General features: G+C 69.8%; 17 protein-coding genes. All 17 read right to left on the bottom strand.

Features of this window, described 5'->3' with window-relative positions; translation table 11 throughout:
- Positions 1-332: 332 nt before the first annotated feature.
- Positions 333-3,530 (bottom strand): isoleucine--tRNA ligase, encoded by a 3,198-nt coding sequence (ileS, locus tag ON31_RS11045; RefSeq protein WP_039812464.1) that lies wholly within the window; start codon positions 3,528-3,530, stop codon positions 333-335.
- A 281-nt stretch (positions 3,531-3,811) separates the two neighbouring features.
- The gene (locus ON31_RS11040) at positions 3,812-4,015 is read right to left on the bottom strand and encodes a hypothetical protein (protein ID WP_029929276.1); all 204 of its coding nucleotides are present in this window, start codon (positions 4,013-4,015) and stop codon (positions 3,812-3,814) included.
- A 126-nt stretch (positions 4,016-4,141) separates the two neighbouring features.
- Positions 4,142-4,960 carry a DivIVA-like cell division protein Wag31 gene (gene wag31, locus ON31_RS11035; protein ID WP_039812462.1) on the bottom strand — a complete coding sequence of 273 codons (819 nt, stop codon included), beginning with the start codon at positions 4,958-4,960 and terminating at the stop codon, positions 4,142-4,144.
- A gap of 83 nt (positions 4,961-5,043) precedes the next feature.
- On the bottom strand, positions 5,044-5,334 hold the full coding sequence (locus tag ON31_RS11030) for a YggT family protein (protein WP_029929281.1): 291 nt from the start codon (positions 5,332-5,334) through the stop codon (positions 5,044-5,046).
- Positions 5,335-5,459: 125 nt separating this feature from the next.
- A complete protein-coding gene (locus ON31_RS11025; RefSeq protein ID WP_029929282.1) occupies positions 5,460-6,236 on the bottom strand; it encodes a cell division protein SepF in 777 nt (258 codons plus the stop codon).
- A 188-nt stretch (positions 6,237-6,424) separates the two neighbouring features.
- The gene (locus ON31_RS11020) at positions 6,425-7,174 is read right to left on the bottom strand and encodes a YggS family pyridoxal phosphate-dependent enzyme (protein ID WP_051037094.1); all 750 of its coding nucleotides are present in this window, start codon (positions 7,172-7,174) and stop codon (positions 6,425-6,427) included.
- A 23-nt stretch (positions 7,175-7,197) separates the two neighbouring features.
- Positions 7,198-7,938: a peptidoglycan editing factor PgeF gene (gene pgeF, locus ON31_RS11015; protein ID WP_039812480.1), complete on the bottom strand. Its 741-nt coding sequence runs from the start codon at positions 7,936-7,938 to the stop codon at positions 7,198-7,200.
- A gap of 152 nt (positions 7,939-8,090) precedes the next feature.
- Complete coding sequence (locus tag ON31_RS11010) at positions 8,091-8,663, bottom strand: hypothetical protein (RefSeq protein WP_115061648.1); 573 nt, start codon at positions 8,661-8,663, stop codon at positions 8,091-8,093.
- A gap of 484 nt (positions 8,664-9,147) precedes the next feature.
- Positions 9,148-10,404: a cell division protein FtsZ gene (ftsZ, locus tag ON31_RS11005; protein ID WP_039812456.1), complete on the bottom strand. Its 1,257-nt coding sequence runs from the start codon at positions 10,402-10,404 to the stop codon at positions 9,148-9,150.
- Between the two features lie 318 nt (positions 10,405-10,722).
- A complete protein-coding gene (locus ON31_RS11000) occupies positions 10,723-11,526 on the bottom strand; it encodes a cell division protein FtsQ/DivIB (RefSeq protein ID WP_085996384.1) in 804 nt (267 codons plus the stop codon).
- A gap of 6 nt (positions 11,527-11,532) precedes the next feature.
- Positions 11,533-13,044, bottom strand: a complete 1,512-nt coding sequence (gene murC, locus ON31_RS10995; RefSeq protein WP_051037090.1) for a UDP-N-acetylmuramate--L-alanine ligase — start codon at positions 13,042-13,044, stop codon at positions 11,533-11,535.
- Positions 13,041-14,174 (bottom strand): undecaprenyldiphospho-muramoylpentapeptide beta-N-acetylglucosaminyltransferase, encoded by a 1,134-nt coding sequence (gene murG, locus ON31_RS10990; protein WP_039812453.1) that lies wholly within the window; start codon positions 14,172-14,174, stop codon positions 13,041-13,043. Before murG ends, murC begins: the two co-directional genes overlap by 4 nt.
- Complete coding sequence (gene ftsW, locus ON31_RS10985) at positions 14,171-15,673, bottom strand: putative lipid II flippase FtsW (protein ID WP_039812448.1); 1,503 nt, start codon at positions 15,671-15,673, stop codon at positions 14,171-14,173. Before ftsW ends, murG begins: the two co-directional genes overlap by 4 nt.
- Complete coding sequence (gene murD / locus ON31_RS10980) at positions 15,670-17,115, bottom strand: UDP-N-acetylmuramoyl-L-alanine--D-glutamate ligase (protein ID WP_039812445.1); 1,446 nt, start codon at positions 17,113-17,115, stop codon at positions 15,670-15,672. Before murD ends, ftsW begins: the two co-directional genes overlap by 4 nt.
- 52 nt (positions 17,116-17,167) lie before the next feature.
- Positions 17,168-18,241: a phospho-N-acetylmuramoyl-pentapeptide-transferase gene (mraY, locus tag ON31_RS10975; protein WP_029929299.1), complete on the bottom strand. Its 1,074-nt coding sequence runs from the start codon at positions 18,239-18,241 to the stop codon at positions 17,168-17,170.
- The gene (locus ON31_RS10970; RefSeq protein ID WP_081592368.1) at positions 18,238-19,854 is read right to left on the bottom strand and encodes a UDP-N-acetylmuramoyl-tripeptide--D-alanyl-D-alanine ligase; all 1,617 of its coding nucleotides are present in this window, start codon (positions 19,852-19,854) and stop codon (positions 18,238-18,240) included. Before ON31_RS10970 ends, mraY begins: the two co-directional genes overlap by 4 nt.
- Positions 19,851-20,309 (bottom strand): glutamate ligase domain-containing protein (locus ON31_RS10965; protein ID WP_039812442.1); only part of this gene is annotated, 459 nt, incomplete at its 5' end. The genes ON31_RS10970 and ON31_RS10965, both read right to left, overlap by 4 nt.

The raw sequence follows: 20,309 nt of genomic DNA, 5'->3' as shown, positions 1-20,309 counted from the left end.
CAGCGCATACGAGAGGATAGTGACCCCGGTCGCACCTCATTCCAGCGGGCGCGCGGACCAGGCGCACAACCTGTCGCGGACACCGCCCCGGACCGGGGCAAAACCTGCGCGACCGACGGAGATCCACGACGCGACGATCATCGCGCCGAACTGTCAGGCGGGTCCGCCCGAAACGGCACCGCGAGCCCGGCCGACGAGGCGACTCGACCGCTCAGCCACACCGCGGCCCGACCACTCAGCTCGAAACACTGAGCCACCACGGCCGCCCGGCGAGGCGGCTCGGGGCGGAGCCGTATCGGCTCCGCCCCGAGTTCGCTCGCACTCGTGCGCGATCACGCCTTGGTGATCGACACCCGCACGCCGCCCACGATCTCGCTGGCGTCCGCGCCCGCCGCGTCGAAACTCAGCGAGGTGGCGAGGACTTCCCCGGCGATGAGATCGCGGTGGGTCCGCGCCCACTCCTGTCGCTCGGCGGGCACCTCCAGCACCACGGCGATGCGGTCGGAGACGTCCAGGCCCTTGGCCTTGCGGGTCTCCTGCAGGTCGCGGATGAGGTCGCGGGCCCACCCCTCGGCCTCCAGTTCCTCGGTGACCGCCGAATTCAGCACCACCAGACCGGCATTGCCCGGCAGGGCGGCGGTGGAGTCCGGCTCGGCGGCGACCAGGCGCTGGGTGTACTCCTCGGGCAGCAGGGTGATGCCCGCCGCGCTCACCACGCCGTCGGCCGATTCGGTCCACTCGCCCGCCTTGACCGCCTTGATGACGGTCTGCACGTCCTTGCCCAGGCGCGGACCGGCGGCACGGGCGTTGACCACCAGTTCGAAGCGGCCGTGCGCGGCCACATCGGTGGTGAGGTCGACCTTCTTGACATTCACCTCGTCGGCGATCAGGTCGGTGAACGGGGTGAGCCGCTCCGCGTCCTCGGCCGCCACGGTGACCTCCGAGAGCGGCAGCCGCACCCGCAGATTCTGGGCCTTGCGCAGGCTCAGCACCGTCGAGCACACCGCGCGCACCTCGTCCATGGCCGCGACCAGCTCCGGATCGGCGGGCAGCTCGTTCTCGGCCGGCCAGTCGGCCAGGTGCACCGAGCGGCCGCCGGTGAGGCCGCGCCAGATCACCTCGGTGAGCAGCGGCAGCAGCGGGGCAGCCAGCCGGGTGGTCACCTCCAGCACGGTGTGCAGGGTGTCGATGGCATCGCGGTCCTCCTCCCAGAAGCGCGAACGCGACCGGCGCACATACCAGTTGGTGAGCGCGTCGGCGAAGGAGCGCAGTTCGTCACAGGCCCCGGCGATGTCGTAGACCTCGAGCGCCTCGGTCATGACCTCGCGGGTACGGGCCAGCTTGGCCAGGATGTAGCGGTCCAGCACATGCGGCGAATCCGTGCGCCAGGTACCGGGTTTCGAGGCGTAGAGCTGCAGGAAGGTCCAGGCGTTCCAGAGCGGGCGCAGCGCATGGCCGACCCCCTCGCGGATGCCGCGCTCGGTGACGATGAGGTTGCCGCCGCGCAGGATGGGCGAGGCCATGAGGAACCACCGCATGGCATCGGAGCCGTCGCGGTCGAACACCTCGTTGACATTCGGGTAGTTGCCCTTGGACTTCGACATCTTGAGCCCGTCGTCGCCGAGCACGATGCCATGCGCCGCAACGGTTTTGAAGGCCGGACGGTCGAACAGCGCGGTGGCCAGCACGTGCAGGGTGTAGAACCAGCCACGGGTCTGGCCGTTGTACTCGACGATGAAATCGCCCGGGTTGTGGCCGACGGCGGTCGCGGTGCCGTCGAACCAGTCCTTGTTCTCGAACGGGTAGTGCACCTGCGCGAACGGCATGGAGCCGGACTCGAACCAGCAGTCGAGCACCTCGGGGGTGCGCCGCATCATCGACTTCCCGGTCGGGTCATCGGGATTCGGGCGCACCAGGTCGTCGATCATGGGCCGGTGCAGATCGGTCGGGCGCACGCCGAAGTCGCGCTCCAACTCGTCGAGCGAGCCGTACACGTCCACCCGCGGATAGGCCGGATCGTCGGAGACCCACACCGGGATGGGCGAACCCCAGTACCGGTTGCGGCTGATGTTCCAGTCGCGCGCACCCTCGAGCCACTTGCCGAACTGGCCGTCGCGGATGTGCTCGGGCACCCAGGTGATCTCCTGGTTGAGCTCCACCATGCGATCGCGGAACTTGGTGACGGCCACGAACCAGGACGGCACCGCCATGTAGATGAGCGGCTGCCCGGACCGCCAGCTGTGCGGGTAGGAGTGCTCGATGGTCTCGTGCCGCAACAACTTTCCGGCGGCCTTGAGGTCCTTGATGATCACCGGGTTGGCGTCGAAGACCATGAGGCCCTGGTACGGCGGCACCATGGAGGTGAACTTGCCGCCCGCGTCGAGGGGCTGCACCAGTTCGATGCCCGCCGCCGACGCGACGTCCATATCCTCCTCACCGAAGGCGGGCGCGAGATGCACGATGCCGGTGCCGGAGTCGGTGGTCACGTAGTCGGCGGTCAGCACCCGGTGCGCGTTCGGGTGGCCGACGAAGAAGTCGAACGGCGGCTGGTAGCGCAGATCGACCAGGGCGGCGCCGAGCTGCTCGCCGAGCACCTCGAAGCCGTCGGCCTCCTCGCCCAGCTCGCGCGCGTAGTGCGAAACCCGTTCGGCGGCAAGCAGGTAGCGCTTGCCGTCCTTGCCCTTGACGTGGGTGTAGGTGACGTCGGGGTGGACGGCGATCGCCAGGTTGGACGGCAGCGTCCAGGGCGTGGTGGTCCAGATCAGGGCGTTCGCGCCGTCCAGCTCGTGCAGCGGATGGTCCGCCGGCACCGACAGCACCATATCCACGGTGACCGCCGGGTCCTGCCGCATCTTGTAGGCGTCGTCGAGGCGGGTCTCCTGGTTCGACAGCGGCGTCTGCTCGTACCAGCTGTAGGGCAGCACCCGGAAGCCCTGATAGATGAGCCCCTTGTCGTACAACGCCTTGAAGGCCCACATGACCGACTCCATGAAGTCGAGATCGAGGGTCTTGTAGTCGTTGTCGAAGTCGACCCAGCGGGCCTGACGCGTCACATAGTTGCGCCACTCATTGGTGTAGCGAAGTACCGAGGACTTGCACGCGGCATTGAATTCCGCCAAGCCCATGGCATCGATCTGTGATTTGTCCGTGATACCGAGCTGCTTCTCCGCTTCGATTTCCGCGGGCAGGCCGTGAGTATCCCATCCGAATCGACGCTCGACCTTCTTTCCGCGCATGGTTTGGAAGCGCGGGATCAAATCCTTGACATAGCCGGTGAGCAGATGTCCGTAATGCGGCAACCCATTGGCGAAGGGGGGCCCGTCATAGAAGACGAATTCCGGTGCATCGGAACGGTTCTCGATGCTGGCGCGGAAGGTGTCGTCGGCGGCCCAGTACTCCAGGACGCGCTGCTCCAGATCGGGGAAGGACACCTGGCCGCCGCCGGTGCGGCCCAGGTCGACGCGGGGGTACGCGTTGCGGGTGGCTGTGGGGTCCACCGCGGGGTTGTCTACAGGGGCCTCGTCCGCCATCGCGGGCTCCGTCTCTCCTCGTGCCATCACCTGTGGGCACGGGGACGACGACGAGCGCCCGATGCGCTCTCACCGCGGTACCACCCCGCTTGTCCGGCGACGTCCCGGTCGGGACGGCCGAACCTCTCGTTGCGAGCTGTGACGGGCTCACCCGTTCGGTTCTACTGAGCGGCCGCGGCCGCCGTTCTTCCGAAGGCTCCCCGGTGATTGCCGGATCGACGCCGTAGTGCAGTGTCAAGTCTAGCGAGCGCGGTCCAGGGATTATTCCGCGGACCCGCGCTCTAGTGTCTGGCGTGCTTACCGCCTGGCCGGGACTGGGTCTCGTCCTCATCGGAGCGCATGGACAGCGCGCTGACCAGCAGGAGCACCGCGCCGATCACACAGACCACGATGCAGGCCCACGCCCACACCACGGAACCGGTGGTCAGGGCGGTCACCAGCAGTCCGAATCCGACCGCCGCGAGGCCGAGCGTCACCACGAGCACGGGCACCCCCTGGTCTGACCGCGAATTCCGAAACGGTGGTGTCGCTGCGCTGTGTCACCCGGCCCGTGGTCACCCGGCCCGTGCGGGCCGTGCGGCGCAGCACCGGGGGACGTCGTCGCGACGGCTTTACTTGCCGCCCTTGAGCAGTGCACCGTTGCCGGACGCGCCCTCGCCGAACTCGCCACCGTCGACCGGCACCGCGGACCCGCGGTTCTCCAACTCCTCGAGCTGCGATTCCAGGTAGGACTTCAGCCGCACCCGATACTCGCGTTCGAAGGTCTTGAGCTGCTCGATCCGGCTCTCCAGCACACTGCGCTGCTGGGTGATGGTGGCCATGATCTCGGTGTGCTTGCGCTCGGCGTCGGCCTGCAGGCCGTCGGCCTTCTCCTTGGCCTGGCGCAGCTGATTGTCGGAGCGGGTCTGCGCGTCCGACAGCATGGCCTCGGCCTTCTGGCGGGCGTCGGCGATCATCGACTCGGAGCGGGTGCGCGCATCGCTGACCAGGCGCTCGGAATTGGTTCTGGCGTTCGCCAGCAACTGCTCGGCCTCGGTCTTGGCATCGGAGGTGAGCCGATCGGCCATCTCCTGGGCCAGCGAGAGCACCTTGGCCGCTTGCAGATTCGCGTCCGCGGAGGGCGCGTCCTTGGCGGCGGGCGCGGGGGCCGGCATGGGCGCGGGGGCCGGAGCCGGGGCGGGCTTGGGCGGCTCCGGCGCGGGAGCCTGCTTCACGGCCGCGACCGGGCCCCGATTCTTCTTGGCGTCAGCGAGTTCCGCGTCGAGCTCGGCGACCCGCTGGCGCAGATCGGCGTTCTCTTCGATGAGGCGTGAGAGCTCCTGCTCGACCAGATCGAGGAAGGCGTCGACTTCGTCCTCGTTGTAGCCGCGCTTCCCGATCGGTGGTTTGCTGAACGCGACGTTGTGCACATCGGCTGGGGTCAGCGGCATGGAAGGATCCCTTCACGCTTCGTACGGAGATCTAGCACTAGATCAGACAAGCTTTCTTCTCGGCCCATTCTGTCACATCTCAGCTACGCGGTGCCGCCAGTGGCCGTGAGCGAGTAGAGGAAGAAGACGACAAAAAGCAGGACCATAATCGACAGATCGAGCCGAATTCCCCCAAGATTCACTGGCGGTATCAAACGCCTCAGGAGTTTCACCGGTGGATCCGTGATCGTGAAGATCACCTCGAAGATGACGGCGAGGAAGCCGCTGGGGCGCCAATCACGCGCGAACACGTGGATGAACTCCACGATGACGCGGCTGATCAGCAGCAGCCAGAACAGGAGCAGGACTAGGTTCAACACCGCGATCAGGGCCACGTGTTCACTCTGCCTCAGAATCGGTGTCCCGCAAAACATACGCGCCGCTCGGATCGGCGCGCCCTCCCCCGTGCACGGCGTGTCCCCGCAGGGTGCGGCGGTGCGGCCGCACCCGGATCGGGTCGTTATTTCTGGTTGTAGAAACCGGTTTCGGCGATGCGCCGACGCTCCTCGGCCGATACGTCCACATCGGCCGGTGAGAGCAGGAACACCTTGGTCGCGACCTTGTCGAACGAGCCACGCAGCGCGAAGGCCAGCCCGGCGGCGAAGTCGACCAGGCGGCGGGCGTCGGAGTTGCTCATCTCGACCAGGTCCATGATCACCGGGGTGCCGTCGCGGAAACGCTCACCGATGATGGCGGCCTCGGCGTAGGTACGCGGACGCAACGTCGTGATCTTGGACAAGGGGCCGCCTTCCTCGAAGAGCCCGGACCGGCGCGGCGGCGCGGTCTCGATGCGGCGCTCCTCCATCCGCAGCTCTTCCATGCGCCGCTCGGCCTCCGTGTCCACCGCCAGCGCACCGCGGGTCGCGCCGCGCACCATCGGCGCACCGCCGCCCAGGCTGCGGGTGCGGCTGGACGGGGCGGTGTCGATGCGGGTGGGACGGCGCGGCGGCTCGTACCGGTCATCCGCGTAGTCGTCGGCGTAGTCATCGCGACGCGCCACGCTGTAGCCCGGCTGGTACGGGGCCTTGTAGGACGGCTCCGGGTAGGCGGGCTCGTCGTCGTAGCGGTCGTCGGCGTACCGGTCGTAGTCGCGGTCGTATTCCCGGGGACGGGGCCGACGCGCACCACGCTCGTCGAGGCCACCCCGGTGTCCCCCGCGGTCGTCGACGTAGTCGTCCTCGTAATCCTCGAGCGGAACCATGCCGAAGTACGCCTTGAACTTGTGCAGCGTGCTCATGCCTCCACCTCGCTAGCGCTCAACTCCAGCACGAGCACGCTCGTGGCTGCGTCGATCATTCGCTCGCTACGCTCGCTCATACCGGTCGACCTTCCTTCGGCCCCGACTGGCCTGGGGTGTTGAAGTACTGCTCAGTCCCTCGTCCTTCACAAGCATATGTTTCAAATGTGACTGATGAGGTTTCTTTGCTAAGGCGAGGTTATCGGTCGCGCGCCCATCAACGCGGTACCGACACGCACGCAGGTCGATCCGTGGGCGATGGCGGCCTCCAAATCGTTTGACATCCCCGCCGACAGCTCCCTGGCCTGGGGATGTGCCGCCAGCAGGCGGCCGTGCAGGTCGGCCAGGCGGGCGAATTCGGCGGCCGGATCGGTGCCCAGCGGCGGAATCGCCATCAGGCCCGCGAGCTGCAACGATGCCGATTCCTCGATCCGCTCGGCGAGGGCCGGGAGATCGTCGGGGGCGACGCCGCCGCGGGTGGGGTCGGCGTCCAGGCTGACTTGCAGCAGGACACGCAGGGGTGTGGCGCGATCGCCCGCCTCGAGGGCGGCGGTGACGGCGGTGTCGAGTGCGGTCGCCAACCTGTCCGAATCGACCGAATAGACGGCATTTGCCCAGCGTGCAACGTGTTTCGCTTTGTTGCGCTGGAGACGTCCGATGAATTCCCAGCGCACGTGCGCCAGGTGGCGCAACTGGGCCACTTTCTCGCTGGCCTCCTGTTCTCGGGATTCGCCGAATTCGCGGCGGCCGAGTCCATAGAGGATTTCGATATCCGAGGCCGGAAAGAATTTAGTTACGGGGAGTAAGCGTACGGTGTCGGGTTCCCGCCCGGCCACCCGGCATGCAGCGTCGATGCGCTCGGTCAGGGTGGTGAGGTTGGCCGTCAGTTCGGCGGTGCGCGCCGTGACGCGCGTCTCGCCGCCGGTTTCGATACCCATTGCGGCGGTGGACGATTCGGAGGTCATACCGCCGCTCCCTCGGATGACATCCAAATCACACCGGCGATTCGGCCGGTCGGCGCGCCGCGGCGGTGCGAGAACAGCGTTTCGTCCTCGATGGTGCAGCGCGGGTCCACCGCGACGGCGCCGACCCCGGCCGCCTCCAACTGCCGCCGGATGCCCGCGCGCAGATCCAGGCCCGGGGTGCCCTTGGCGGTGGTGGTGGCGCTGCCCGGCAGATGCTCCTCGACGTCGGCGCGCATGGTGGCGGGCACCTCGTACCGGCGTCCGCTGGCCGCCGGGCCCAGGAACGCACCGATGCGTTCGGGTTTCGCGCCGAGTTCGTACATGGCCTCGAGCACCCGCGGCACGATACCGATGCGCGCGCCGATGCGGCCCGCGTGCACGGCCGCGATCACCCCCGCCTCGTCATCCGACAGCAGCACCGGGACACAGTCGGCGGTCAGCACCACCAGCGCCAGTTCCGGCTGCGTGGTGACCAGGGCGTCGGTCGCGGGCACGGCGTCGGTGCGCGGCCCGTCCACCACCGTGACGGTGCGCCCGTGGATCTGCTCCATCCAGATCAACCGCTCCGGAGCCAGCCCGAGGTTCTCGGCCAGCCGCAATCGATTGCGCCGCACCGCCTCCGGATCGTCGCCGACATGATCCCCGAGATTGAACGAGTCGTACGGGGCCTTCGAGAACCCGCCCGCCCGTGTCGTCGTCACCCGCCGAGTACGCAGTACCGGTGCAGCAGAAGTCATGCCTCCGAGGGTAATGGCCACCACCGGGCAACCCGCGCCAGCGGCCGCGTGCGGACCATCACGTGACACGCCGCACGGGACACCGTGGACCGAACGCCCGCCGTCCGACAGCGCGCATCGCCTTCGATCGCGCCACCGGCGCTGGCGACCGGTCAGCCCGCGGAGCCGCTGGCGGAGCCCGAGGAACCGGAGGAGCTGCCCGCCGAGCCGGAGGCGGAACCGCTGCCGCCGCCGGTGTTGCCGGTGGCGACGAGGCTGAAGTCGCCGCACCAGCCGCCGGGGCCGCGGGTGGCCTGGCAGGCGATGTAGGCGGTGTCGCCGACGGCGGTGAAGGTCTGGGTGACGGTGGTGGGGGCGGTGGCGGTGACGTCGCGGCTCACGTAGGCCACGCTGGTGGCCGAGTCCAGGGCCAACGCCAGCACCCCGCCGCCGTCGGCCGCGCCGACCCGCACCGAGAAGGTGTACTCGGCCCCCTTGACGACGGGGACGTCCTGGCCCACGTACCCGCTGTCGCGCACGGTGGCGGTGCCGCCGCCGAGGTGAGCGTTGTAGATGTGCCCCTCCCAGCCCCGGGCTCCCTCGGTGAACGCGGGATTGGCGACCAGATTCTGCGCGGCGGTCAACTCCACCCCCGGCGACGCCTGGGCAATCCCGGCGGAGGCGAAAGATCCCACCGCCGCGACCGCAATCGCGCAGCGAGCAGTCCGTCCCACCGTGCCGATCATGAAGCTCCTCCCGCACGCGGCGATTCCCGCGCATCGAATCCGTTACCCGCTGGCAACCCAACGACGGGCCACGCTAGCAGGCCCCGGCACACGGACCACGCCACCCTCCGCGCCGCCACCGGTACGGCGGCGTACCGCGCCCGCCGGTACGCCGCCAGACGACACCACGCCCACATCAGCCGCCCGAACGACAGCTGCGCACATCAACCACCTGGACAGCGGCGGCTACTCGGGCGGTCGCACCGAGGCACACCGACGTCGACCATCGCGAGGTTCGGACCGGCCGCGGGCACGGCTGGCCGCGCACGATCACCGGTTGGCCGCATGGCGCCCCGGCGTGGCGGAGGTCTGACATCCGGCGTACTCGCGTTTTCGACGGTACGGCGCCTGCGCGAGATTCCGGGGCCGGAAGGCTCACGGCCGCACCCCGGAACGCGCCGACGCACCGGTCCCGTGCGGGTACCGGTGCGTCGGTGGCCGTGGGTCAGCGGCGCATGAACGAGGGCACGTCCACGTCGTCGTCGGTGTCGTCGTCGGAGGGCTGGATGTGCGAGCGGGGGTTGTGCGCCACCGTCGGGTCGATGGAGGGGCGGGGGGAGCCGTAGGAGGGGGCGGGACCGCGGGAGACCGGTTGTTCCGGGGCCGGGGCAGGGTCGGGGCGCACCGGGTCGGGGGTGCGGGCCGCACCGTACTCGGAGGTGCGGGAGGTGGACGGGGCCACGTCGCCCGCCCGCGCGGAGCCGATGGTGGAGGTGGCGGTCCGGGTGATGGTGGATTCGATGCGTCGGGCGGGGCCGGTGCCGTCGAAGCCCGCCGCGATCACCGTGACCCGTACCTCGTCGCCGAGGGAATCGTCGATGACCGTGCCGAAGATGATGTTGGCCTCGATGTGCGCGGCCTCCTGCACCAGCGAGGCGGCCTCGTTGATCTCGAACAGGCCCAGATCCGAACCACCGGCGATGGACAGCAGCACCCCGTGCGCGCCGTCCATGGACGCCTCCAGCAGCGGTGAATTGATGGCGGCCTCGGCCGCCTTCACCGAACGCCCCTCACCCCGCGCCGAACCGATGCCCATGAGCGCACTGCCCGCCCCGGACATGACGCTCTTGACGTCGGCGAAGTCGACATTGATCAGACCGGGGGTGGTGATCAGGTCGGTGATGCCCTGCACACCGTTGAGCAGCACCTCGTCGGCCGAGCGGAAGGCGTCCATGAGCGAGACCGCCGCGTCGCCCAGCTGCAGCAGCCGGTCGTTGGGGATGACGATGAGGGTGTCGCAGGATTCGCGCAGCGCCTGGATGCCCGCCTCGGCCTGGTTGGAGCGGCGCTTGCCCTCGAAGGAGAACGGCCGCGTGACCACACCGATGGTGAGCGCGCCGAGCTTGCGGGCGATGCTCGCCACCACCGGCGCGCCGCCGGTGCCGGTGCCGCCGCCCTCACCGGCGGTCACGAAGACCATGTCGGCCCCCTTGAGGACCTCCTCGATCTCGTCCTTGTGGTCCTCGGCGGCCTTGCGGCCCACCTCGGGGTCGGCGCCCGCGCCGAGGCCGCGGGTGAGTTCCCGGCCGACATCGAGCTTGACGTCCGCGTCCGACATCAACAGCGCTTGCGCGTCGGTGTTGACGGCGATGAACTCGACTCCCTTGAGTCCCTGTTCGATCATTCGATTGACGGCGTTCACGCCGCCGCCGCCGATACCGACGACCTTGATCACTGCAAGGTAGTTGTGCGGGGGCGTCATGGACTCTCGCCTTCCTTCGATCCAACAAGCTTGGTGTCTTCGGATGCTCGCCGTAAGCCAGTACCGAAAGGTCTCGGTCTGATAAAGCCTCAACCATAGGTTTAGCGTTATGTCAAGTATCCGACTGTTGCGGAACGCTATTCGCAGCCACCGCGTTACGCGCGCAGGCGCGCCGAAACGAGATTCAGAATCTTGCGTGATCCCACTCGTCCGACCCGCCTCGCATCGTATCGTGGACGGTTGCTCTCCGGTGCCGGGATGGCAGCCGGAAGCGCTCCGGATGACCACCGAAAATTTCGGTGTCCCAAAGGGTATCGTTCACTTTACCGTGACGAGATTCGGACTCGAAATGTCGAACACCTCGCCGTCGCGCGTCAGCAGCGGTATCACCACCGCCGCCTTGCGCTCGGAATCGCCTGCTCCACCCCACAGCACGCGCCGTCCGTCGCGTAGCTCGAGCTGAATGTCCGAAACCGATCTCGCCACAATCTCTCCCACCTCGAGCCGCAGTGATACCGGGACCGCATTGATCACGGTGACGGCCGCACGGGTGGCGGGATCGTTGCCGCCGGGAGTTTCGGTGACCAATTTCGGTACTCCGATCGGGGCCGGTTCGATGGCGAATTCCACGCTCTCGGAATCGATCAGATGGGCGCCGTCGGGCGCCTCGAAGAAGAGCACCGGTGTGCGTTCGACCACCGTCACCCGCACCGAGGACGGGAACACCCGCTGCACCCGCACCGAGTGCACCTTGGGCAGCCGCGCCACCCGCTGCGCCAGCTCGGTGGTGTCGATGCGGAGCATGGACCGTCCCTCCGGCATGGCGAGCGCGTCGAGGACCTGCGCCTCGGTCACCACCGACAGGCCGTCGACGCGCACCGTGCGCACCGCCAGCAGCGGTGAGAAATAGGCGACCAGGCCGAGCGCCAGCGCGACCACGACCCCGGCGGCCACGCCGATGCGCGCCCGCCGCGACTCCCGGACCCGGATCCACCAGGGCTCCCGGCGACCGCGCCGGAGCCGGGCCCAGCGGGCCGCGTCGTCGCGCCGGCCGGTCTCGTCCGGGTCGACGGAATCATCGACCGGATCGGCTGTTTCGGCGTCCACTCCCCCGCGGCGCATGCCGGATCACCGCCCGTGCGCGGGCCGGGCGCGCAGCCCGTCGAGAATCTGGCCGCCGAGCATGGTGACATCGCCCGCGCCCATGGTGATCACCACATCGCCGGGGCGCGCGAGTCCGGCCACCTGGCGGCCCACCCGCGACATATCCGGCTGGTAGTGCACGGGTTTGGTGACGGCCTGCGCCACCAGTGCCCCGTTCACGCCCGGCAGCGGCTCCTCCCGCGCGCCGTACACGTCGAGCACCACCACTTCGTCGGCGAGGTCGAGGGCGGCCCCGAATTCGGTCGCGAAGGTGGCGGTGCGGCTGTACAGGTGCGGCTGGAAGACCACGATCACCCGCCCGGGCCGCGACCGCGCCCCGTCGGCGGCCTCCTGCGCCACCAGCTCCGCCGCCGCGCCGAGCACGGCGCGTACCTCGGTGGGGTGGTGGGCGTAGTCGTCGAAGACGCGCACGCCGTTCTCCCGCCCGGTGAGCTGGAAGCGCCGGTGCACGCCGCCGAAACCCTCCAGCCCCTGGATGATCTCGCCGACGTCGGCCCCGGCGGCGCGGGCGGCCAGCAGCGCGCCGAGCGCGTTGAGCGCCATGTGGCGGCCGGGTACCGAGAGCCGCAGCGTGCGCGGCGCGGGTTCGTCGGCGAGCTGGAACTGCGCCACACCGCCCACATCGCGCGGCTCCCAGGAGTGCAGGCGCGCGGCGACGGGCACCCCGGTCGCCACTCCGGCCGAGCCGTAGCCGAGCACCTGGATGCCGCGGTCGTCGTCGGCGAGCCTGGCCACGGTGCGTTCGGCCAGTCCCAGCGAGCCCGGATCGTCCAGGCACACCACGAGTTTCCCGCCGGGTACCAGGCGGTCCACGAAATCGTCGAAGACCTGTACGTAGGCTTCGTCGGAGCCGAAGTAGTCCAGGTGGTCGGATTCGATATTGGTGACGACCGCGACATCGGGCGCGTACTGCAGCAGCGAGGCGTCGCTCTCGTCGGCCTCGGCCACGAAGCTGCCGCCGGTGCCGTGGTGGGCGTTGGTGCCGGATTCGTTGAGTTCGCCGCCGACCGCGAATGACGGATCGAATCCGCAGTGCTGCAAGGCCACCACCAGCATGGAGGTGGTGGAGGTCTTACCGTGCGTACCGGAGACCAGCAGCGAGCGGTGCCCCTGCATGAGCGAGGCGAGCACGGCGGGGCGCAGCAGCACCGGGATCCCGCGGCGATTCGCCTCCACCAGTTCCGGATTGGTCTTGGGGATGGCGGCGTAGGTGGTGACGACGGCGCTGGGGCCGCCGGGTAGCAGGTCCAGGGCGCTGGCGTCGTGACCGATGCGCACCTGCGCGCCGCGCGCCCGCAGCGCCAGTACGCCGCGGCTCTCCTTGGCGTCCGAGCCGGAGACGAGTCCGCCGCGGGAGAGCAGGATGCGCGCGATGCCGGACATGCCCGCGCCGCCGATACCGATCATGTGCACCCGGTGCAGATTCGCGGGCAGGTCGGTGCGCTGTTCGACCGGTGCCGCCGTCTCCTCCGTCATCGGCCCGCCACCTCCAGCACGATACGCGCGATGACGTCGGCGGCGTCGCGATGTCCGGCGTTCGCCGCGGCGCGCCCCATTGCCGTCAGCCGATCGGAATCCATGAGCAGCGGTATCACCTCGTCGATCACGTATTTCGGAGTCAGCTCCGCGTCCGCCACGATTCTGCCACCGCCGGCGGCCACCACCGGGCGGGCATTGAGTTCCTGCTCCCCGTTTCCGTGCGGGAGGGGGACGTAGAAGGCGGGCAGACCGACGGCCGACACCTCGGCGACGGTCATGGCGCCCGAGCGGCACACCACCGCGTCGGCGGCGGCGTAGGCCAGATCCATCCGCGACAGGTACGGCACGGCAACGTATTTCGCATTGTCCCCGGCGGCGTGGTCGAGGGTGAGGCTGTTCTTCGGCCCGTGCGCGTGCAGTACCGAGATACCGGCGGCGATGAGCTGCGGCGCGGCGGCCGAGACCGCCTCGTTGAGCGTCCGCGCGCCCTGGGAGCCGCCGAAGACCAGCAGTACCGGCCCCTCGGCGGGCAGGCCGAATTCGCTGCGCGCGGCGGCCCGCAGGCCCGCGCGGTCGAGTCCGGAGATGGATCCGCGCACCGGGATGCCGACCACCTCGGCGTCGGCCCGGCCGCGCGCCGCCACACCCGAGTTCGGCACGGCCGCCAGCACGCGCGCCGCGACGCGGGCACCGACCTTGTTGGCGATACCGGCCTTGGCATTGGCCTCGTGGAGGACCACCGGTACCTTGCGACGCCGCCGCAGCGGGCCCGGACCGGCCGCCAGATAGGCGGGTAGCGCGACATAGCCGCCCACTCCGAAGATCACATCGGCCTCGACGGCATCGATGATCTGGCGTGTCCGTGACACGGAGGCGCGGACACGCCCCGGCAGCCGCAGCAGATCCATGGTGGGCTTGCGCGGCAACGGCACCGGCGGCACGAGTTCCAGCGGATAGCCGCGTTCGGGCACGAGTTTCGTTTCGAGTCCGCGCTGGGTGCCGAGTGCGGTCACCCGGATATTCGGGTCGATTCGCCGCAGCGCGTCCGCCACGGCCAGCGCGGGCTCGATATGTCCCGCGGTGCCACCGCCCGCCACGATCACCGAGAGCGGTCGCTCCCCTGTCACCTCGAATTTCCCCGTTCTCTCGCATGTCTCATCGGATAGCTGGGCTCCCAGGCCCGGGTGCTGCGCCACGATTCGGTGGAGGCCGAACGGCGACGCGATGAATCCGAATCTATCGACCTGCGCGCGTCCGCGCCGCCCCGACCGCTCGGTGGCAGTGCGCGTCGCGATTTCGCGCCTGGTTTGACCGCTTTCGCCGACCGTTTGGCCGCCGAGCGGGCGCGGGCGGCGCGGGCGCGTCCGGCGGAGTAGATCTCCGGCTTCGGCAGCCGCAGCAGGCGGCTGAACCGGCCGTCCTGTCCGGCGTGCAGCGCCGCCACCGCCTCGGGTTCGTGCCGGGCCGCATTGGCGACGATGCCGAACATGAGCAGCGTGATGGCCAGCGACGAGCCGCCCGCCGACACCAGCGGCAGCTGCAGCCCGGTCACCGGCAGCAGTCCCACCACATAGCCGATATTGATCAGCGCCTGGCCGGTGATCCAGGTGGTGGCGGTGGCGGACAGCAGCCGCAGGAACGGATCCACCGAGCGGGTGGCGATGCGCAGCCCGGTGTAGGCGAACAGCGCGAAAAGCCCCAGCACCAGCGCACATCCGAGGAAGCCGAGTTCCTCGCCGATAATGGCGAAGATGAAATCGTTGTGCGCATTGGGCAGATAGCTCCACTTGGCCCGGCTCTGTCCGAGGCCGCGACCCCAGATACCGCCGTCGGCAAGCGAATACAGCGCCTGCCGGGACTGGTAGCCGATGCCCTGCGGATCCTCACCGGGATTGAAGAAGGCGCGCATGCGGTCGGAGCGGTAGCCCGCCGACAACGCCAGCACCCCCGCCGCCACCACGCCCGAGACGGCGATGGTGACGAACATGCGCAGCGGCAGCCCGCCGAACCACAGCAGCGCCGCCAGCACAATGCCCAGCGCGATGGTGGTGGACAGATTGGGCTCGAGCACGACCAGGAAGCACACCAGCAGACCGGCGGGCACCAGCGGCATCAGGATCTCGCGATAGCCCACGTGCCCGTCGGCGTATTCGGCGCGGCGCGAGGCCAGCAGGTGCGCGCCCCACACCACCAGGGTGACCTTCACGATCTCCGAGGGCTGCACCGAGACGAATCCGAGGTCGAACCAGCGCCGCGAACCCGACACCTTGGTGCCGATGCCGGGGATGAGCACCAGCACCAGCAGCACCACCGACAGCGCGAATACCGGGAAGGACAGCTGCCGTAGCACCCGCAGCGGAATCCGCAGCGCCACATAGAACGCCAGCGCGCCCACCGCCGCGAACGCCGCCTGCTGGATGAACAGCGAGTACGCCGATTTGCCGACCGCGTAGGCCTCGACGCTGGAGGCGGAGAGCACCATGACCAGGCCGAGCACCGTGAGCAGGGCGGCGATGCTCACCACCAGGTGGAACGAGGCCAGCGGGCGGGCCAGCCACGCGCCGAACCACCCGGCCCGGGCCCGACGTCGCGGGGTCTGCGGCGCGGCGGGCCGGGTGGCGGTCATTCGGTGCTCCCGATGTCCTTCTCGTTCAGGTCCGCCACCGCGGTGGCGAAGCTGCGGCCGCGATGGGTGTAGTCGGTGAACATGTCCAGCGACGCGGCGGCCGGGGCCAGCAGCACGGTGTCGCCGCGCCGGGCGTATCCGGCGGCGACGCGTATCGCGCGCGCCATGACGGCGTCCGGCCCGATCGCGGCGAGTTCGGTGGCGACCATCCCTGCATCGTCCCCCGAACCCAGGGTCACGACCGGGACGTCGGGGGCGTGTCGCGCCAGCGCGGCGGCGATCACATCGGCGTCCTGGCCGAAGAGCACGGCGGCGACGAGGTGTTCGCGCACCTCCTCGACGAGGTCCTCCACGCCCGCGCCCTTGAGCTGACCGCCCGCCACCCAGATCACGTGCGGGTGCGCCAGGATCGACGACCGCGCGGCGTGCGGGTTGGTGGCCTTGGAGTCGTCGATGAAGTCGACGCCCGCGACCTCGCGCACGAAAGCGGCCCGATGCGGACCCACCTTGTGCTCGGCCAGCCCCTCTTTCACGAATTGCGGTGCCACGTCGATGGATCGGGTGAGCGCGGCGGCGGCGAGGGCGTCGGCCACTCCGGCCGGGCCCGGCGGGCTGATATCGCCCACCTCGGCCAGGATGGCGGCCTTGGTGAAGGCGCGGTCGAGCAGTTTGCCGTCCACCACGCCGAGTTCGCCGTCGGCGGGCACGCCGACGCGGAAGCCGACGGTGCGGCGCGCCTTGGACTTTCGGGCCAGTGCGGCGGCCACGGCGTCGTCGAGGCCCACCACGCCGACCCGTCCGGTGAGCGCGCGCGCCTTGGCGGCGGCGTAGGCGTCGAGGCCGCCGTGCCAGTCCAGGTGGTCCTCGGCCACATTCAGCACCACCCCGGCCTCGGGTCGTACCGAGGGGGCCCAATGCAGTTGGAAGGAGGACAGTTCCACGGCCAGCACCTGCGGTCCGGGATTGCGCCGCAGCGCGTCCAGGATCGGGGTGCCGATATTGCCGCAGGCCACGCTGGGAATTCCGGACGCGCGCAGGATGGCGTGCGTCATCTGCGTGGTGGTGGTCTTGCCGTTGGTGCCGGTGACGACCAGCCACTTGCGCACCGGACCGTAGATGCGGGCCTGATCGACCCACCACGCGAATTCCACGTCGCCCCAGACCGGGATGCCGGAGGTGACCGCGGTGACCAGCACCGGGGAGTCCGGCCGCCAGCCCGGGCTGGTGATCACCAGCGCGAACCGGTCCAGCGCCCCGTGTTCCACCAGATCCGCGGGGGCGGCGGTGGCCAGACCGAGTTCGGCGGCCTCCGCCAGGGCCTTCTCGCCGCCGTCGGTGACCACCGGACGCGCGCCGATGTCCTGTAGCGGCTCGATGAGCGAGCGCCCGGACACCCCCCATCCGGCGACGAGAACGTCACGGCCACGCAGAAATTCGAGCATGGGCCCCGGTGACCGGAGCACCCTCGGAGAATGTTCGACCATCGCCTTCGACCTACCCGACCGACAGATACTCGCTGTAGAACAGGCCCAGACCAACCGCGGACGCCATACCGGCGAGCATCCAGAATCGGATGATCACCGTCGTCTCGGCCCAGCCGCTCAATTCGAAATGGTGGTGGAACGGAGCCATCTTGAACAGCCGGTTCCGGGTGGTGCGGAAGACCGCGACCTGCAGCACCACCGACGCCGCCTCGGCCACGAACAGCGCGCCGATGACGATCATGAGCAGTTCGGTGTGCGTGGTGATGGACAGGCCCGCCAGCAGACCGCCCAGCGCCAGCGATCCGGTGTCACCCATGAAGATCTTGGCCGGAGCCGCGTTCCACCACAGGAATCCGATGCACGCCGCACCGCCGGCCGCGCACACCAGCGCCAGATCCAGCGGATCGCGCACGTTGTAGCAGCCCGCCTCCGGGTAGTCGACGCAGGCGTTGCGCCACTGCCAGAAGGTGATGATCATGTACGCGCCCAGCACCAGGCTCATGGACCCGGCGGCCAGACCGTCCAGGCCGTCGGTGAGGTTCACCGCATTGGACCAGGCCACCACGACCAGGCAGACGAAGGCCAGGAAGATCCACACGCTCATCGACACGGTGGTGATGTCGCGCACGTAGGACAGGTGTTTGCTGGCCGGGGTCAGCCCGCTGTCGTTGCGGAACTTCAGCGCCAGCACGCCGAAGACCACGGCGGCGGTGAGCTGTCCGATGTACTTGCCCGCCGCGGTGAGGCCCAGATTGCGCTGCTTGCGGATCTTGATGAAGTCGTCGAGGAAGCCGACGCCGCCCAGCGCGGTGGCCAGGCCCAGCACCAGCAGGCCCGAGGCCGACGGTCCGGGCTGGCCGTAGCTCATGCCGATCAGGTGGGTGCCCAGGTAACCGGCCCACATACCGGCGAGGATGGCGACGCCGCCCATGGTGGGGGTGCCGCGCTTGGCCTTGTGGCTCTCCGGGCCGTCGACCCGGATCTCCTGTCCGAAGCCCTGTTTGGCGAACATGGAGATGAGGACGGGGGTGAGCAGAATGGAGACGGCGAGCGCGATGGCGGCCGAGAAGAGGATCTGGGTCATCGTGCGGCCTCCTCCGCCGCGGCGGGCCGCGATTTCGAATCAGCGGCGGGCCGCGCAATCGAATCAGCGGCGGGCCGCGCATCCGGACCTGCTGCGGCCGTCAGATGTTCGGCGACGGCCCACAGCCCCACCGACTTGGACGCCTTGACCAGCACCACGTCACCGGGTGCCAGTTCACTGTCGAGCAGTTCGACGGCGGCGGCGATATCCGGCACGTGCACCGCCTCCTCGCCCCAGGATCCCTCCTGCACCGCGCCCTGGAACATGGCGCGCACCGGACGGCCCGCCCCGACCACGATGAACCGGTCCACGTCGAGCCGGACGGCCAGGCGGCCGATCCGGTCGTGTTCGAGCACCGATTCCTCGCCCAGCTCCCCCATCTCGCCGATGACGGCCCAGCTGCGGCGCGCGGTGGCGCCGGATTTGGCCATGGTGACCAGCGCCTTGAGCGCGGCCCGCACCGAATCCGGGTTGGCGTTGTAGGAGTCGTTGATCACGGTGACGCCGTCGGCCCGGGTGCGCACGTCCATGCGCCGTTCCGAGACCGCCTGCGCCGCACCGAGGGCGGCGGCGGCCGTCGCGAGATCCGCCCCGCATTCCAGGGCGACCGCGGCGGCGGCGAGCGCATTGCCGACCTGGTGTTCGCCGTGCACGGCGAGGGTCACGTTCACGCTCTCGTCCCCGCGGCGCAGGGTGAAGCGGGCGCGCGCCTGCTCGTCCAGGGTGACGTCGGTGGCGCGCAGATCCGCGCCGGCGGCCTGGCCGACCTGGACCACGCGCGCCGCGGTGCGTGCGGCCATGGCCGACACCAGCGGGTCGTCGGCATTGAGCACCGCGAGCCCGATGGCCGGAAGTGCTTCCACCAGTTCGCCCTTGGTCTCCGCGATCGCCTCGCGGCTGCCGAATTCGCCCAGGTGCGCGGTGCCGACATTGAGCACCACGCCGATGCCCGGCGGGGCCACCTCGGTGAGGGAGCGAATGTGGCCGCGGCCGCGGGCGGACAGTTCCAGCACCAGGAAGCGGGTGTCGGCGTCGGCGCGCAGCGCCGTCCAGGGGTGACCGAGCTCGTTGTTGAACGAACCGGGCGGAGCCACAACGGGTCCCAGCGGGGACAGGACGGCGGCGAGCAGATCCTTGGTGGAGGTCTTGCCGGAGGATCCGGTCACGCCGACGACGGTGAGGCCACCGGCGGCGACGAGCCGGTCGACGCTGGTGCGGGCCAGTTTCGCCAGCGCCGCCAGCACGGCCGCGCCGGAGCCGTCGGTATCGGCGGCCAGCGCCAGCGCCCGGCTGGTGCCGTGGCCTTCCGCTCCGCCGTCCGCCCCCGTATCTCCGTCTCGCGCCGCCGGGGCGGCGGACGGTGGCGTGACCACGATGGCGGGCACGCCCACCGGTCGGGCCGCCAACACCGCCACCGCGCCCGCGGCGACGGCCTGTCGCGCGTAGTCGTGGCCGTCGACCCGTGCGCCCGGCAGCGCCAGGAACAGGTCGCCGGGTCCGATACGGCGCGAATCGAATTCGACCGCGCCGGTCACGGTCACCTCCGGGTCGGGACAGTCGTGTAGCGTGCCGCCCACGACATCCGCGATCTCCCGCAGTGTCATCTCGATCATGAAACCGTCAGGTCCTTAGTTTTCTCGGAGAGAGCCGCCGCGAGCACCTCGCGGTCGTCGAACGGATACTTCACACCCGAAATCTCCTGCCCTGTCTCATGTCCCTTGCCCGCCACCAGCACCGCGTCCCCGGGCCGTGCCCAGTCCACAGCGGCGGCGATGGCGGCCGCCCGATCCCCCACCTCGCGCACCTCGCCACGCTGCCCCTCCGGCAGCGCGTCCGCGCCCGCGCGCACGGCCGCGCGGATGGCGGCCGGATCCTCCCCGCGTGGATTGTCGTCGGTGATGATGAGCAGATCCGCGCCGCGCGCCCCCGCCGCACCCATGAGCGGGCGCTTCCCGGCGTCGCGGTCCCCGCCCGCGCCCACCACCACGGCCAGGCGGCCGCCCGCGCCCTGTTCGGCGAGATACGTTCGCAGCGTGGCGATCACCGATTCCACGGCGGCGGGCTTGTG

The organism is Nocardia otitidiscaviarum NBRC 14405 (genome assembly GCF_000308635.1).
GTDB classification, from domain to species: domain Bacteria; phylum Actinomycetota; class Actinomycetes; order Mycobacteriales; family Mycobacteriaceae; genus Nocardia; species Nocardia otitidiscaviarum.
Note: the sequence above shows the minus strand (reverse complement) of the source record. Positions and strands in the feature narration are given on the sequence as shown.

Coding starts and splice junctions, on each gene's coding strand:
- ileS (WP_039812464.1), bottom strand. CDS start 3,530: ATGGCGGACGAGGCCCCTGTAGACAACCCCGCGGTGGACCCCACAGCC.
- wag31 (WP_039812462.1), bottom strand. CDS start 4,960: ATGCCGCTGACCCCAGCCGATGTGCACAACGTCGCGTTCAGCAAACCA.
- ON31_RS11025 (WP_029929282.1), bottom strand. CDS start 6,236: ATGAGCACGCTGCACAAGTTCAAGGCGTACTTCGGCATGGTTCCGCTC.
- ON31_RS11020 (WP_051037094.1), bottom strand. CDS start 7,174: ATGGGTATCGAAACCGGCGGCGAGACGCGCGTCACGGCGCGCACCGCC.
- pgeF (WP_039812480.1), bottom strand. CDS start 7,938: ATGACTTCTGCTGCACCGGTACTGCGTACTCGGCGGGTGACGACGACA.
- ON31_RS11010 (WP_115061648.1), bottom strand. CDS start 8,663: ATGATCGGCACGGTGGGACGGACTGCTCGCTGCGCGATTGCGGTCGCG.
- ftsZ (WP_039812456.1), bottom strand. CDS start 10,404: ATGACGCCCCCGCACAACTACCTTGCAGTGATCAAGGTCGTCGGTATC.
- ON31_RS11000 (WP_085996384.1), bottom strand. CDS start 11,526: ATGCGCCGCGGGGGAGTGGACGCCGAAACAGCCGATCCGGTCGATGAT.
- murC (WP_051037090.1), bottom strand. CDS start 13,044: ATGACGGAGGAGACGGCGGCACCGGTCGAACAGCGCACCGACCTGCCC.
- ftsW (WP_039812448.1), bottom strand. CDS start 15,673: ATGACCGCCACCCGGCCCGCCGCGCCGCAGACCCCGCGACGTCGGGCC.
- murD (WP_039812445.1), bottom strand. CDS start 17,115: ATGCTCGAATTTCTGCGTGGCCGTGACGTTCTCGTCGCCGGATGGGGG.
- mraY (WP_029929299.1), bottom strand. CDS start 18,241: ATGACCCAGATCCTCTTCTCGGCCGCCATCGCGCTCGCCGTCTCCATT.
- ON31_RS10970 (WP_081592368.1), bottom strand. CDS start 19,854: ATGATCGAGATGACACTGCGGGAGATCGCGGATGTCGTGGGCGGCACG.